Origin of the sequence: Seongchinamella unica (assembly GCF_004354085.1) — a bacterium.
Classification (GTDB): domain Bacteria; phylum Pseudomonadota; class Gammaproteobacteria; order Pseudomonadales; family Halieaceae; genus Halioglobus; species Halioglobus unicus.
Map to the genome: position 1 here is coordinate 405,250 of NZ_SMSE01000002.1, position 13,493 is coordinate 418,742.

Here is a 13,493-nt window from a genome sequence, read left to right on the forward strand (position 1 = left end):
CAGCGTAAACGATACCATACCGAAATCCAGATGCTTACATCCTCCAATCTGCTGAGTCTGGCGCTGCTATACATCTGTATCCTGTTCGCCGTGGCCTGGTATGCTGATCGCCATGCCAGCGCCAGGGACGGCAGCGTTCACTGGCTTGCCAGTTCGCGATGGCGGGGGGTTGTATACGCCCTTTCCCTGGCGGTGTACTGCAGTTCCTGGACCTTCTACGGCGCCGTCGGCAGTGCCACCGAGTCCGCCTGGAGCCACACGCCCATTTACCTGGGTCCGATCCTGATGTTTGTCTTCGGCTGGCCGATTATCCGTCGTATGCTGGCGGTAGGTGCGCGGCATCGGGTGACTTCGGTTGCCGACTATATCGGCGCCCGCTATGGCAAGCGGCAATCCCTGGCGATCCTCGTCACCTTGGTGGCCACAGCGGCTGTGCTTCCGTATATCGCCCTGCAATTCAAGGCCCTGTCCCAGGCCTGGGCGATCGTTGGCGGTGGTTCCCCGGAAGTGGAAGCCATCGGCGGTGACACCTCACTGCTTGTCGCCATCATTCTCGCGGTGTTCACCATCCTGTTTGGTACCCGGCGACTCGATGGCCGGGAGAGACACCGGGGTATGATGGCCGCGGTAGCGGTGGAATCGGTGGTCAAGCTGGCAGCATTTGTCGCAGTGGCGGTGCTGGCCATGGTTTACCTCAACGGACTGCCTGAGCAGGCTCAGGCCCAGCACGGCTCCCAGGCCCTGGGTGAAGTCTCCATATCCTCAGACTTTATCGCCCGTACCCTGATCAGCGCGCTGGCGATTTTGTGCCTGCCGCGGCAGTTCCACGTCATGGTTGTGGAGGCGCAGGGTACGACTGACACCCGGATAGCGCGCTGGTTGTTTCCCTGTTATCTGGCGTTGTTCATGCTGCTGGTTGTACCGATCAGTCTTGCCGGCGCCAATGTGTTCTCTGTATCCGAGTCCATATCGCCCGATGTCTATGTACAGCTATTGCCGATATCCCTGGACGCCCAGTGGGTGACCGTCGCTGCCTTCATCGGGGGAATTTCCGCAGCGACCGGCATGGTCATTGTGGCCACTGTCAGCCTGGCCATTATGATCACCAATGAAGTGGTCGCGCCGATAGTCATGCGCATCAACGCCAGGTCGCCCGCGGCGGTGCTGAAGCTGGGTGACAGTCTGCGCCGGATCAGGCAGTACGCCATTGTCGGGATATTATTCAGCGCCTGGTTGGTCACCCAGCAGATCATGGAGATTCCCTGGCTGGCGCAAATTGGTTTTATCTCCTTCCTCGCCGCAGCCCAGCTGGCACCCGCAATGCTCGCCGGACTTTACTGGCGCAGGGCCCACGGGGTGGGCGCTATTGCCGGCTTACTGCTCGGGTTGCTGCTGTGGTTTTACTGTGGGGTGCTGACCGCGGTACTGCCGGCAGATGCCGGGCTGCTGGTCTCTGGCCCACTGGGTATTGACTGGCTGCGTCCGCTGAACCTGTTTGGCCTGGAGGCGGAGAATCGGCTCGCCTACGCGACCGGCTGGAGCCTGTGCGCCAACTCGCTGGCGCTGGTGGGGTTGTCCCTGTTGCTTCGCCCGTCCCGTGCCGATGTGCGCCAGGCGAGGCTGTTTACCGAGGACCACACGGAATCATCATGGGATGCAGACAAGGACTATGAGCTCAGCCTGATCCGGGTCAGCCAACTGCAGGCACTGTTGCCACCGTTCATGGAACGGGACGAGCTGGTGGCGATGTGGCAGCGCTTCGAGGACAGCTATCAGCAGCGGCTGCTTCCGGGAGACAGGGCACCGGTTTTCGTGGTTAACCAGGTGGAGTCCGTGCTCGCGCGGATTATCGGTGCCACATCGGCACACCAGGCGATGGAGCAGCTTGAGCGCAGTCAGCAGCTGGAATACAGTGACCTGGCCAGCATGGTGACCGACGCCAGTCGCCTGCATACTTTCAACCGTGAACTATTGCAGACTACTGTCGAAAGCCTGTTACAGGGCGTTGCAGTGGTGGACAAGGAATTGCGCCTGGTGGCCTGGAACAAGCGCTACGAGGAAATGTTTGATTATCCGGAGCGTTTCCTCTACGTCGGTTGTCCTATCGAACGGGTGTATCGGTTCAATGCCGCGCGCGGCATTCTGGGCAGTGGTGATCGTAGCCAGGAGGAAGAGGTACAGCGTCGACTCAAATGGCTGCGGGAAGGTAACTCGCATCGGCTGGAGCGGGTGATGCCCAACGGCATGGTGATCGATATCCACGGTAACCCGTTGAGTCAGGGAGGCTTTGTTACCACCTACATCGACATTACCGACTATCGCCATATGGTTACCCAGCTGGAGGAAACCAAGTTGGAGCTGGAGCAGAAAGTCGCTTCAGGTTCACAGACATTGAGTGATATCAATGCCAGGTTGCGAGAGGAAAATCGCGCTCGAGCGCGTATCGAGGCCAGCCTGCGTGAGGCTCACCAGAGCAAGACCCGCTTTATGTCCGCTACCAGCCACGATTTGCTGCAGCCGATCAATGCCGCCCGGCTGTTTACCGCGGCTCTCAAACCGCAGCTGGCAAACCAGGTTGATGATTCAACCCGGCATATTGTCGAGCAGATCGACAGTTCCCTGCTACGGGCGGAGCAGCTGATCGCCGAACTCCGGGAAATATCACGTCTGGATTCGGGCAAGCAGCTGCCGCGAAGAAGCCATTTTCCGGTGGCCGAAGTGCTTGATGCCATGGAGCGGGAGTTTGCGTCCATGGCCAGCATGCGGGGTCTGCAACTGGATATTCAGCCGAGTTCACTGTGGCTTTATTCCGACCAGTCGCTGGTCACCCGCATGTTGCAGAACCTGTTGTCCAACGCAATCAAGTACACCTCCTCGGGCCGGATAGTGCTCGGTGTGCGACGCCGTGCCGACGGTGCCGAACTTCAGGTCTTCGATACGGGTCCTGGCATTGCGGAAGAGGACCAGGTCAGGGTGTTCCAGGAGTTCGAGCGATTGCAGCGGGCATCACAGGCCGGAGAGGAAGGCCTTGGCCTGGGACTGGCAATTGTTTCACGCTATGCAAAATTGCTCGGACACCGCCTGCAACTGCGCTCCTGCCAGGGGCGGGGCACGATGTTTTCTGTCAACGTGACTTACGGTCGTGCCGGTCGGCAGACGGCGACCCTGCCGGACGCCCCTGGCAGTCATGACCTGGAGGGGGTGCATGTGCTGTGCCTGGATAATGACCAGCGGGTGCGAGAGGGAATGCAGCAGCTGCTGTTAACCATGGGCGCGAGGGTCCGGGTGGCGTCCGACCGGGAGCAATTGATGGCGGCTTATGATGACGCGCCCGCCCCCGATATTGTCCTGGCGGACTACCATCTCGATGGTGATGACACCGGTATTGCTGCCATGCAGGCCGCGGTTGTGAGCACCGGCCGTTCGGTCCCCTGTGTGATCATCAGCGCCGACGACAGTGATGTCATTCGTGACCGGGCCAAAGCCGCCGGGTTTCGCTTCCTGTCAAAGCCAGTCAATGCGGCCCGGTTAAGGGCCCTGATCCTGGCCCTGGTAGAGGCAGAGCAGAACCGGGGCGCCGCTGGCCAGGCTGGTGTCTAGTCAACACCAAGCAGGCGGGCGATCCGCTGCAGGTAGGGCAGGTAGCTTGAGCTGATATCTGCTTCCAGCCCGTGACCGCCGGGTTCTCCGGACTTGCCAAACGTGGTCAGTTCGAAGGAGCCTTTAACCCGGCCCCAGCGGGTGTGCTGGTAGTGGTAGGGCTGACCCCAGGGGTCCACGGGTAGCTGGTCAATATATCCACCGGCGCGGTAATTCCGGGCAAGCCTGTCATTTTCAGGCTTTTCCACCAGCGCCTGCAGACCCGCGGATTCCAGGGGATAGCTGGTATTATCTTCGTAATAGGTCTCCAGCGTGCTTGTTAACAGCGACATATCCCGGGTGACCTTGATCAGTTCCAGGCTGGATTCGCTGAAGGGGCCTATACCACTCTCTTCAAACAGGGCAGCGGCCGGGTCGTCGGTGCACAACAGGCGCCAGTCCAGGGTGTCGGGGGATCTGTCCAGCGCACCATCAATAACGATAAACGGCGCGTTTTCCAGGGGCGGCTCATAGTAGGAAAGATAGGCGCTGTATTGTCCGCAGACAACACCGCCCGGGTAACTCGTGACGTCGCCGACTTCCAGTCCTTCCTTGATACGGAAGCTGTCGCTGAGCAATTGAGTCGCCTCGTCGACCTCAGAGGTACAGGCAGCGAGCACAGTGGCGCACAACAGCAATGTGGCGATTCGGGACAAGCTGGCGTTCTCCTTGTTGGTCATCGTGATTCCGGCAAGTATGAATACATTAGGCATACCGCACAATCTCGGTAGAGCCCTACTCGATCCAGGACCTGGGGATGTTCTCTTCCACCAGCTGGGCGATGCTGATGCTGACGATATTGTGTTCCTGGCCCACCTCCGAGGCGAACAGTGACTCCTTGCTGCTGCGGGCGATGACCATGGCGCCAGGGTATTTTTTGCGCAGCCACAGGGCCGAGCGCAGGTTTTCCTCTTCCCGGCCGGTGCCCAGCACGAACACGGTGTTGTTTCCTTCGACGTTGGCGTCCCTGCGCACCCGTTCCCAGACTTCCGGGTTGGCGACATCGCCATCAAACAGTTCACGACGATAACCGCCCATAAATTCCATCTGCTCGTCGGCGACCATGACCCGCCGTTGGGCATCCTTGTCGATGATTAACACCGTGTCCAGCTCGTCGATTGCACTGCGTTGCAGTTCTTCGAGGATGGTCTGCCCGAAACGCCCGAAGCCGGCGATGATGACCACATCCTTGGGGTCTGTTTCCTTGAAATGGTGCAACATCTGGCTGCGCACCAGGCCTGCGGCGGCCAGGTGATAGGTGTTGAAGGACTGGCAGCTCTGGGCGACCCGGGTATTGGCCATTGAGCGCATGAAGCGCAGGTTGGCGCAGTGGATGATGACCCGATTGGCGATGCCGGGGACCAGGTTGAGCAATACGCTGGCGGCCTCATAACTGCGCAGGCTGTTGTTGTCCAGGAGCAGGACTTTCCTGGCCCGCTCGGGTTTCAGTTGGCGAAGGAAAAACTCATGGGTAATATCGCCGCTGACTACCACCGCGCCGAAACTGTGCTTGAACTCCTCCCGCAGCGTCTGCTCGCCGCTGCTTACCACGACCACCGGCACCTTGCGGTCATGCTCCCTCAATACCCGCAGGTAGCTGATGCTGAGCTCGCCATCGCCAACGACAATGATGTGGTTCTTCAGCCGCTTCAGCTGCCAGAGTTGTGGCGAAAGCGCATTGAGCAGAGCGCTGATCAAACCCCAGGCCGCCAGTATGGGAGCGCCGAAGTAGGCCGTCCACACCATAATCTGGCCCAGGGGACTGCCACCAGTGGGGGTACCCAGGTCAACACCACCGACCACGAACAGGCTCAGTGCGTAGTAAGCTTTGGCCATCACCCCCGCGCTGGCCAGCTCAGGCCGCTCGGTCACAGAGACCCCGGATTCAAAGCCGATCAGTGCCAGCAGGAAAATCACGATGGCGCCGGTGGGAAGCCAGGGAAATTTCTCAGGGGAGTATTTTTTTTGCATGGGGCGCATGATACCCCAGGCCACCTGTCCGACGAACCAGCGAGCGCAAAACTACCTGAAATGAACGTGCTATCGGTGGCAGTCGCCTTGCCGGCAGGGTTTCGGATCGCGGAGGTGATTTGTTATTTTCGGCCACCGTGCTACATTCCTGCACTGGGAACCCGGCTGGTAATAATAAATGACCCGATTGATACGCGAGCTCCCTAACCATCCGGCCCGCGTCCTGCTACCACCGTTGGAAGTGATGGAGGCGCTCGGCTACAGCGCCAGCCAGTGCCTGCTGGGTACCGGCTTGTCGTTGAGCCAACTGGCCGACCCCAACTTGCGTATCAGCCTGCAGCAGGAGTTCCGGTTTTATCGCAATACGCTTCAACTCAGCGGCAATCCGGTGATCGGACTTAAACTGGGTGAGCCTTTTATACCGCAACGCTATGGACTGTTCGGCTATGCCCTGCTCAGCGCAGAGACATTCCGCCATGCGCTGGCTATCGCGGAGAATTTCGGTCGACTTACCTTCAGCCTGTTCAGTTTCCACTACGGCGTGAGCGAATCCGGGGCCTGGTTTTCAATGGACAACCCGCCGCCCATCGAACAGGACCTCATCGATCTGTACATCGATCGGGATATGTCAGCCGCCCAGGTGGATTTTTCGGAAATCATGGGTGTTCCGTTCCCGATCGAGCGGCTGTTGATGCCGCACGATGGCAAGGGTCGGAAACAGGCTTATCGCGATCACTTTGGCTGCGCCTCGGTGGAGTTTGGTGCCGCCGATGCCCGCTTTTATTTCAGCGCTGAATTACTCGACGCGCCACTGCCCCGCGGTGATCCCGACTCCAGACGACACTTGCAACAGCAGTGCCAGTTACTGATCGCCAAGCTGACGGCCCACGGCAGCTTTATCGACGAGGTTCGCCTGCTGATGCTGGCGCGCCCCGGGTATTTTCCGAACATTGAGTACGTGGCCGAGCGCATGGGTATGTCAACTCGAACCCTGCGGCGAAAACTCAAGAACGAAGGCAGCACCTTCAGGGACTTGCTGGATGAGATCCGCTATGGTCTGGCCCGTGAATATCTGGGAAACACGCGCTTACCCATCGATGAAATTTCATCGTTGCTGGGCTATACCGAGGCGGCCAACTTCAGTCACGCCTTCAAACGCTGGAGTAGCCACTCTCCCAGCGCCTGGCGACAGCAGGCAGACCTTGCCTGACGGATACATCCGCGCAATACCGGTAGCAGAATTCGAGGAAGAGAGTTGATGACAGCCTGTAAATATCGCCACTGCCGGTCTCTGGTTCGCTGGGCGCTGGTATTTTTTACCGCTCTTTACTGGCTGCCGTCCCTGGCATTGGCGACTGCTGCCGGCTACACGGAGCAGCGACAGCCCTGTGCCGATCACGATCCCCAGCGTCGCGCACTGTTTGGTGACCTGCATGTCCACACCCGCTATTCGCTGGATGCCAGCACCCAGGGCACCCGGACGACACCGGAACAGGCTTACCAGTTTGCCCGCGGCGAGGCCATCGGCATCCAGCCCTGGGGCGAAAATGGCGAGGCCGCCCGTTCCCTGCAACTGCGCCGGCCGCTGGATTTCGCCATGGTTTCGGACCACGCTGAATTGATCGGCGAGGTGCGTATGTGTAACACACCCGATATCGAGGGGTATAACAGTTGGCAGTGCCTGCTGTACCGGCATGTGCCGCGGGGCGCGTATTACCTGTTCAACTACATGGCGACCATGAAGCAGTCTCATCTGGGAATGTGTGGCGAGGACGGGGTCACGTGCCGACTCGCAGCACTGGTACCCTGGGCGGAAATGCAGACAGCGGCGGAGCACAGCTATGACCGCAGCGCGGACTGTAGGTTTACGACCTTTGTCGGCTATGAATGGACCGGGATGGAGAGCGATTCGGGCGGCAACCTGCACCGCAATGTCGTGTTTCGTAACGCCCAGGTTCCGGACCTGCCGGCTGGCTTTATCGACAGCCCGTCAGCACACCTCCTCTGGCAGAGCCTGGATCGGCACTGCCTCGAGGCGGATGGCGCCTGTGATGCCCTGGTCATTCCCCATAATTCCAACCTGAGTGCTGGCTATATGTTCAGTGGAGAGCTTGACGGCGGCGGTGTCATGAGTGCCGACTATGCCGCGGACCGCAGGCGTTTCGAACCGCTGGTAGAAATCATGCAGCACAAGGGTGCATCTGAATGCTATTTCGCCGGCGCCCCCGGCAGTGACGAACTGTGTGCGTTTGAGCAACTTCCCAAGGACAATATCGCCGGCTACGATGCCCCGCCCGGAAAGGATACTGGCTTCGTGCGCCAGGTACTGACCGACGGCCTGGCACTGGAACAGACGCTGGGTATCAATCCCTACCAGTTGGGTGTGATCGCCAGCACGGATACCCATCTCGGCACTCCCGGGGCCGCGGAGGAGGACCGGTTCCTGGGGCATGGCGGGGCGGGTGTCCCGGCCGGTGGCGAAATACCTCCTGGGCTGCCTGACAAACTGGAGTACAACCCCGGAGGACTGGCGGTCGTCTGGGCTGAGGAAAACAGCAGGGATTCGATTTTTGCCGCATTGCGACGACGGGAGGCTTACGCCACCAGTGGTCCGCGCATCAGCAGCCGTTTTTTCGCTGGCTGGAATTTTCCTGAGGACCTGTGTGCATCGCCTGATCGCATTGCCCGGGCGTACGCGGATGGCGTACCGATGGGGGGAGAGCTGGTCGGCCGTGGGGACACTGTCCCCGGCTTCCTGGTGGTTGCCAGCAAGGATCCGGGAACGGCGGATGCACCGGGCATGCCCCTGCAGCGGCTGCAGGTGATCAAGGGCTGGATTGATGAACGGGGTCAGTCGCGTCACCGTGTCTTCGATGTTGCCGGCAAGGCTGACAATGGCGCCAGCGTCGATCTTGATACCTGCGAGCCCCGGGGCGAGGGCGCGGCACAGTTGTGCGCGGTCTGGCGTGACGAGGACTTCAAACCGGATCAGCGTGCTTATTACTACACGCGGGTGGTGGAAAACCCCAGTTGTCGCTGGAGCCAGCGGCAATGTGTTGCCGCTGGTGTCGATTGCGCGGTCCCGGAGACAGTTATCGAGGGCTACTCCGGCTGCTGCGCGGCTGAACACCGGCCGGTGATCCAGGAGCGTGCCTGGTCCTCACCGATCTGGTACAGCCCGGCGGACGGCTAGGACGCGCTGAAGGGTGTCGCCTCGAGCACGTTGACATAGGTGCTCGAGTTGAAACCGTTGAAGTTCGTGGTGGTGGCCGAACCGTAGGCGCCGAGCAGGCCGAATTCGATATAGTCGCCGGGCTTTACGCCGCGGGGCAGGGGGGTGGTTCGGGACAGACGGTCTACCGGATCACAGGTAGGCCCGAACACGTGGTAGTGCGTATCCGGCGCAGCCAGCAGTTCTCCCTCGCGCCAGACCCTGGCCGGCAGGGTTATATCCACCAGGGACTGTTCCTGCATGCCACCGTAAACCCCGTCATTGACGAACAGGGTCTCGCCACAGTTGCGCACATGGATGATGCGGGCCAGGAGTGAAATACAGGACGCGACAATGCCCCGCCCTGGCTCACAGACCAGTTTTACCGAATCGGGGAAGTACTGGTCCCGCGCCCGGGTAATGGTCTCGAAGTAATCCTCCAGCGGTGGCAGGTTGGTGCCTGCGTAATGCTCGGGGAAACCTCCGCCGACATTGACAAATTCAAGCTCGACACCGGCCCTGGCGGTGATGTCGGCAGCCGCCTGCAGGTAGCGTTCATACATGCCGGGGTCGGTGCATTGCGAACCCGGGTGAAAGGTTATCGCGGCCGCAGCACCCAGTGCTTTGACGGCTCGCAGCAGTGCTGTCGCAGTGGCAGTGTCCGCGCCAAATTTGCTGCCGAAATCGTAGGCGGCGCTGGCGTGATCAAGTTTGAAACGCACGGTGTACACAACCGCCGGGTCGCCGCCGGTACAGCGCCGGATCTTTTCCAGCTCGGACATTTCATCCAGGGCGAACGAACGCACGCCATAGCGAAGGTAAGCCTCTGCGATAGCCTCTTCGGCTTTTACCGGGTTGTTGAAGTGCAGGGTTGCGCCGGGACAGTACTGGCTGACCCGCCTGACCTCGTCCAGCGAAGCCACGTCATAATGCTGCAACCCGGTTTCGGCCAGGGTTTCCAGAACCCGTTGCTCGGGGTTGGCTTTGACCGCGTAGCTCACGGTGCCGGGAAACTGTTGCAGAAACCGCGCTGCGCGTGCCTTCAGCACCGCCGGGCAGAACAGGTACAGTGGCTCCGTCGGCTTCAATTGGCCGGTGATTTCTGCCGCGTGGCGATAGAAATTCGAGGTTTCGGGCCGGTCGAAAGCGGTTGCGACACTGCCAGTCATAGTACTCACCCTGTTGGTTGCGATGGTTTTATTCTCCAGTTCGGGCCGTTCACTGAACAGTTGCAAAAACTGGTTAATATGATCAAATATGTGTCAAAGTGATAATTGATATTATCAAAGTGGGCATTTATGGATCTCAACAAGAACGACAGGCGCCTGATCAAGGCCCTGCAGCGCAACGCCCGGCAAACCATCAGTGAGCTGTCCCGCGAGTTGGACCTGTCGCGAACCACGGTGCAGAAACGGCTGGCCCAATTGGAGGCCAGCGGCATTATTGTGGGGTACCAGTTGAAGCTGGGAGACAGCTATCGGTCAACGACCTTCCAGGCCTACGTCAACCTGGTGGTGGACCCGCACCTGGGCACACAGGTCGCCAATGCACTGGAGCGCATGGCGGAGGTGGAGGCGTTGTATACGGTATCCGGCAAGATAGACCTGGTTGCCATCATCCGGGTGAACGCGCCGGCAGAACTGGACCAGGTACTGGACCGTATCGGTGAAATGGACGGGGTCAGGGATACTGATTCGGCTATCGTGCTATCCACCAAGTTTGATCGGCGCTGAGGGCTGCGTTTGCGGCCGGCTGTCACCCGGTAAGCGGATAAATTCACTTGCGCTGCAAGTAACGCGTCATCAGAGGTCAAACAGCACTAACTGGCCGGTCATGTCATCGCGCAGCGGTTCAAGCCGCAGTCCTGCTCCCAGCAGCCTCACCGGGCGCTGCCCGCGCTGCCAGGCACTGGACAGCAAGGCCCTGAAAGCGGCCTCGTTCAGCCAGTGCTCACCGTTCTCGGGAATAACTTCTTCCATGGTGGTGTGGGTGAAATTATTGAATTTTACTTTGACGAAGCGTTTGTGGGCACGGTATTGCTCCTCGATTTTATTAAACCTTGCCTCCAGCTCCGAGAGCAGTTCCGACAGGGCCCGGGCCATGGCCGTGGGGTCATCGATATCGTCGCTGTAAGTATGCTCGGTAGAGATCGATTTGCGGATGCGGCTGGTCCTGACGTCCCGTTCGTCAATGCCGTGGGCGAGGTCTGCCAGTCGGGAGCCATATTTGCCGAATCGGCGAACCAGTGTCTCCAGCGGCACCTGCTGTAACTCCCCGCAGGTGGTTGCGCCCAGTTGTGCCAGTCTGGCGGCGGTGACTGTGCCGACCCCGTTAATCTTTGAGACGGGCAACTCGCGGACAAAATCGGCAACCTGTGACGGGGCGATGGTATAGCAGCCGTCGGGTTTGTCCCAGTCGCTGCCGACCTTGGCGAGGAACTTGTTGGGCGCGACACCCGCGGACACGGTTAAGCTGAGTTCCTCGCGAATGCGCCGCCGGATGTCTTCAGCAATCAGGGTTGCACTACCATGGAACCGCTCGCAGTCACTGACGTCCAGGTAGGCCTCATCTAGGCTGAGCGGTTCGATGATCGCGGTGTAGTCACGGAAAATGTGGTGAAACTGGCGTGACACCTCGCGATACAGATCGAAGCGGGCCGGGAGAATCTTCAGATGAGGGCACAATTGCAGTGCCCGGCTGCTGGGCATGGCCGAACGGACACCAAACGCGCGCGCCTCGTAGTTACAGGTCGCAATGACTCCGCGGCGCCTGGCGCTGCCTCCCACCGCCAGCGGCTTGCCTGCCAGCGACGGGTCTTCACGCATTTCCACCGACGCATAAAACGAGTCGGCATCAATGTGAATGATCTTCCTCTGGCGCATATCAGTAGCGGAGTGGGTCACCGGGCGGTGCCGCTTGCGGATCGACCGGCGTGCTTGTTGGCGCATTCAGTCCCGTTGAGTCCTGGTGCGGGAGACAACGATCTTAATATGGATGACCCGGCGGTATCCAGCCTGCCGATTCGGGTGTTGATGTCAGGCGTCCACTTCCCTGCAGGTGTCCATCCAGAACTGAACCGACTCCAGCGGAAAGCGTTTGCGAGGCAGGGCAAAGTAAAATGTCCGGCGCATATTGCGCCGCGGCAATTCCAGCGGCACCAGGTCGCCATTGGCGAAATTGCGCTCGAGAACGATGCGTGACAGGCAGCCGATGCCCAGGCCAGACTCAACCGCATTCTTGATTGCCTCGTTGTGCTTGAACTCCATATAGACGTTGATGTGGGGTAGCAGGCCCGCCATGGCCTTGTCGAACGTCAGGCGGGCGCCGGAATCGGGCTCCCGCAAAATCCAGGCGGCATCCTTGATGTCGCGGGTGGAGAGGTTGCGTTTGGCGGCGAGCGGATGGTTGGCGGCACAGAACACCACCAGTTCATCGTCGCGCCAGGGGATCAGTTCCAGTTCACGCTGTTGCACTTCTCCCTCGATCATGCCGATGTCCACTTCGTAATTGAGCACCCGGGCGACGATCTCGGGCGTATTGGCGATCTCCAGGGCGACATCCGCGTCCGGGTAATGATCCAGATAGCCGGCCAGGTAGCGGGTAGCGAGGTGGTTGCCGATGGTGAAACTGGCGCCCACTTTGATGTGCCCGATCTCCTTGTGGGATTGCAGCACCTCCTCAAAGCTGAGCGCATGGTCCAGCAGGGACTGGGCCTCCTTGCGCACGGTCTGGCCCACCGCGTTGAGCGTCAGCTTGTTGCTGACCCGGTCGAACAGCGCGATCTCATAGGCGTGCTCCAGATTCTGTAGCGCTTCACTGGCGGCAGACTGGGACATGTGCAGGCTCTGGGCTGCACCGGATATGCTCTGTTGTCTGGCAACTTCCAGGAAGATTTGCAGCTGACGCAGGGTGTACTTCATTAGCGATTCTCCGGCTATCGGTAAAACCGATGGTGGCTCCCATAATATCCTGTTTTACATATGGCTCCAATGGCCGTAACCTGCATCCCGCAAGATTACCAATAAAGCCAACAGGCAGCTGAAAGGAGTATCCAATGGCAGAGCAAAAAGCCACCAACGTGCACTGGCACGAGGGCGATATCACCCGCGAACACCGCGAAAAAATTCTGGGCCACAAGGGAGCCACACTCTGGTTTACCGGGCTGTCCGGGTCGGGCAAGAGCACGGTCGCGGTCGAACTCGAGGGCACGCTTAACGAAATGGGTATTGTTTCCTATCGACTGGATGGCGATAACGTGCGCATGGGTATCAACAAGAATCTCGGGTTCTCTGCCGAGGACCGGACCGAGAATATTCGTCGCATCGGCGAGGTATCCAAGCTGTTTGTCGACAGTGGCGTGATTGCGCTGTCCAGCTTTATCAGCCCCTATCGTGCCGACCGCGACCAGGTGCGCGAATTGCACGACGCCGCCGGCATGGATTTCATCGAAATTTTTGTGGATTGTTCGCTGGAGGCGGCCGAGAGTCGTGACCCCAAGGGCCTGTACAAGAAAGCCCGCGCGGGGGAGATAAAGAACTTCACCGGTATCGACGATCCCTATGAAGCGCCGGAAAACCCCGAAATTCACCTGCACTCCGACCAGCAGAGCCTGGAAGAGGAAGTGCAGCAGATTCTTTCCGTGCTGCGTGAACGCGGCATCATCAACCAGTAA

Annotated in this window: 10 protein-coding genes; 5 read left to right on the top strand and 5 right to left on the bottom strand. The window is 59.7% G+C overall.

What is annotated here, in order from left to right:
• Nucleotides 1–30 precede the first annotated feature (30 nt).
• A complete protein-coding gene (locus E2F43_RS08945) occupies nucleotides 31–3,600 on the top strand; it encodes a hybrid sensor histidine kinase/response regulator (protein ID WP_133211805.1) in 3,570 nt (1,189 codons plus the stop codon).
• On the opposite strand, the gene E2F43_RS08950 is transcribed toward E2F43_RS08945, so the two are convergent.
• Nucleotides 3,597–4,319 (bottom strand): type II secretion system protein GspG, encoded by a 723-nt coding sequence (locus E2F43_RS08950; protein ID WP_165954251.1) that lies wholly within the window; start codon nucleotides 4,317–4,319, stop codon nucleotides 3,597–3,599. The genes E2F43_RS08945 and E2F43_RS08950 overlap by 4 nt on opposite strands.
• A 55-nt stretch (nucleotides 4,320–4,374) precedes the next feature.
• Nucleotides 4,375–5,610 carry an NAD-binding protein gene (locus E2F43_RS08955; RefSeq protein WP_165954252.1) on the bottom strand — a complete coding sequence of 412 codons (1,236 nt, stop codon included), beginning with the start codon at nucleotides 5,608–5,610 and terminating at the stop codon, nucleotides 4,375–4,377.
• 178 nt (nucleotides 5,611–5,788) lie between these two features.
• On the opposite strand from E2F43_RS08955, the gene E2F43_RS08960 reads away from it, so the two are divergent.
• Together E2F43_RS08960 and E2F43_RS08965 are read left to right on the top strand one after the other, a co-directional pair.
• The gene (locus E2F43_RS08960) at nucleotides 5,789–6,820 is read left to right on the top strand and encodes an AraC family transcriptional regulator (protein WP_133211811.1); all 1,032 of its coding nucleotides are present in this window, start codon (nucleotides 5,789–5,791) and stop codon (nucleotides 6,818–6,820) included.
• 48 nt (nucleotides 6,821–6,868) lie between these two features.
• Nucleotides 6,869–8,803, top strand: a complete 1,935-nt coding sequence (locus E2F43_RS08965; protein WP_133211813.1) for a DUF3604 domain-containing protein — start codon at nucleotides 6,869–6,871, stop codon at nucleotides 8,801–8,803.
• Here the strand turns inward: E2F43_RS08965 and E2F43_RS08970 are convergent.
• Entirely contained in the window at nucleotides 8,800–9,990 is a 1,191-nt protein-coding gene (locus tag E2F43_RS08970; protein ID WP_133211815.1) for a type III PLP-dependent enzyme domain-containing protein, read from the bottom strand. The two genes, E2F43_RS08965 and E2F43_RS08970, sit on opposite strands and share 4 nt — an antisense overlap.
• Before the next feature lie 129 nt (nucleotides 9,991–10,119).
• On the opposite strand from E2F43_RS08970, the gene E2F43_RS08975 reads away from it, so the two are divergent.
• Nucleotides 10,120–10,554, top strand: coding sequence for an Lrp/AsnC family transcriptional regulator (locus tag E2F43_RS08975; RefSeq protein WP_133211817.1), 435 nt, complete (start codon nucleotides 10,120–10,122; stop codon nucleotides 10,552–10,554).
• Between the two features lie 69 nt (nucleotides 10,555–10,623).
• Here E2F43_RS08975 and dinB read toward each other — a convergent pair whose 3' ends face one another.
• On the bottom strand, nucleotides 10,624–11,769 hold the full coding sequence (gene dinB, locus E2F43_RS08980) for a DNA polymerase IV (RefSeq protein WP_338054589.1): 1,146 nt from the start codon (nucleotides 11,767–11,769) through the stop codon (nucleotides 10,624–10,626).
• 87 nt (nucleotides 11,770–11,856) lie between these two features.
• On the bottom strand, nucleotides 11,857–12,741 hold the full coding sequence (locus E2F43_RS08985) for a LysR substrate-binding domain-containing protein (protein ID WP_133211819.1): 885 nt from the start codon (nucleotides 12,739–12,741) through the stop codon (nucleotides 11,857–11,859).
• 134 nt (nucleotides 12,742–12,875) lie between these two features.
• Between E2F43_RS08985 and cysC the strand changes: the two genes are divergently transcribed.
• A complete protein-coding gene (cysC, locus tag E2F43_RS08990) occupies nucleotides 12,876–13,493 on the top strand; it encodes an adenylyl-sulfate kinase (RefSeq protein ID WP_133211821.1) in 618 nt (205 codons plus the stop codon).

Coding starts and splice junctions, on each gene's coding strand:
- E2F43_RS08945 (WP_133211805.1), top strand. CDS start 31: ATGCTTACATCCTCCAATCTGCTGAGTCTGGCGCTGCTATACATCTGT.
- E2F43_RS08950 (WP_165954251.1), bottom strand. CDS start 4,319: ATGACCAACAAGGAGAACGCCAGCTTGTCCCGAATCGCCACATTGCTG.
- E2F43_RS08955 (WP_165954252.1), bottom strand. CDS start 5,610: ATGCAAAAAAAATACTCCCCTGAGAAATTTCCCTGGCTTCCCACCGGC.
- E2F43_RS08960 (WP_133211811.1), top strand. CDS start 5,789: ATGACCCGATTGATACGCGAGCTCCCTAACCATCCGGCCCGCGTCCTG.
- E2F43_RS08965 (WP_133211813.1), top strand. CDS start 6,869: ATGACAGCCTGTAAATATCGCCACTGCCGGTCTCTGGTTCGCTGGGCG.
- E2F43_RS08970 (WP_133211815.1), bottom strand. CDS start 9,990: ATGACTGGCAGTGTCGCAACCGCTTTCGACCGGCCCGAAACCTCGAAT.
- E2F43_RS08975 (WP_133211817.1), top strand. CDS start 10,120: ATGGATCTCAACAAGAACGACAGGCGCCTGATCAAGGCCCTGCAGCGC.
- dinB (WP_338054589.1), bottom strand. CDS start 11,769: ATGCGCCAACAAGCACGCCGGTCGATCCGCAAGCGGCACCGCCCGGTG.
- E2F43_RS08985 (WP_133211819.1), bottom strand. CDS start 12,741: ATGAAGTACACCCTGCGTCAGCTGCAAATCTTCCTGGAAGTTGCCAGA.
- cysC (WP_133211821.1), top strand. CDS start 12,876: ATGGCAGAGCAAAAAGCCACCAACGTGCACTGGCACGAGGGCGATATC.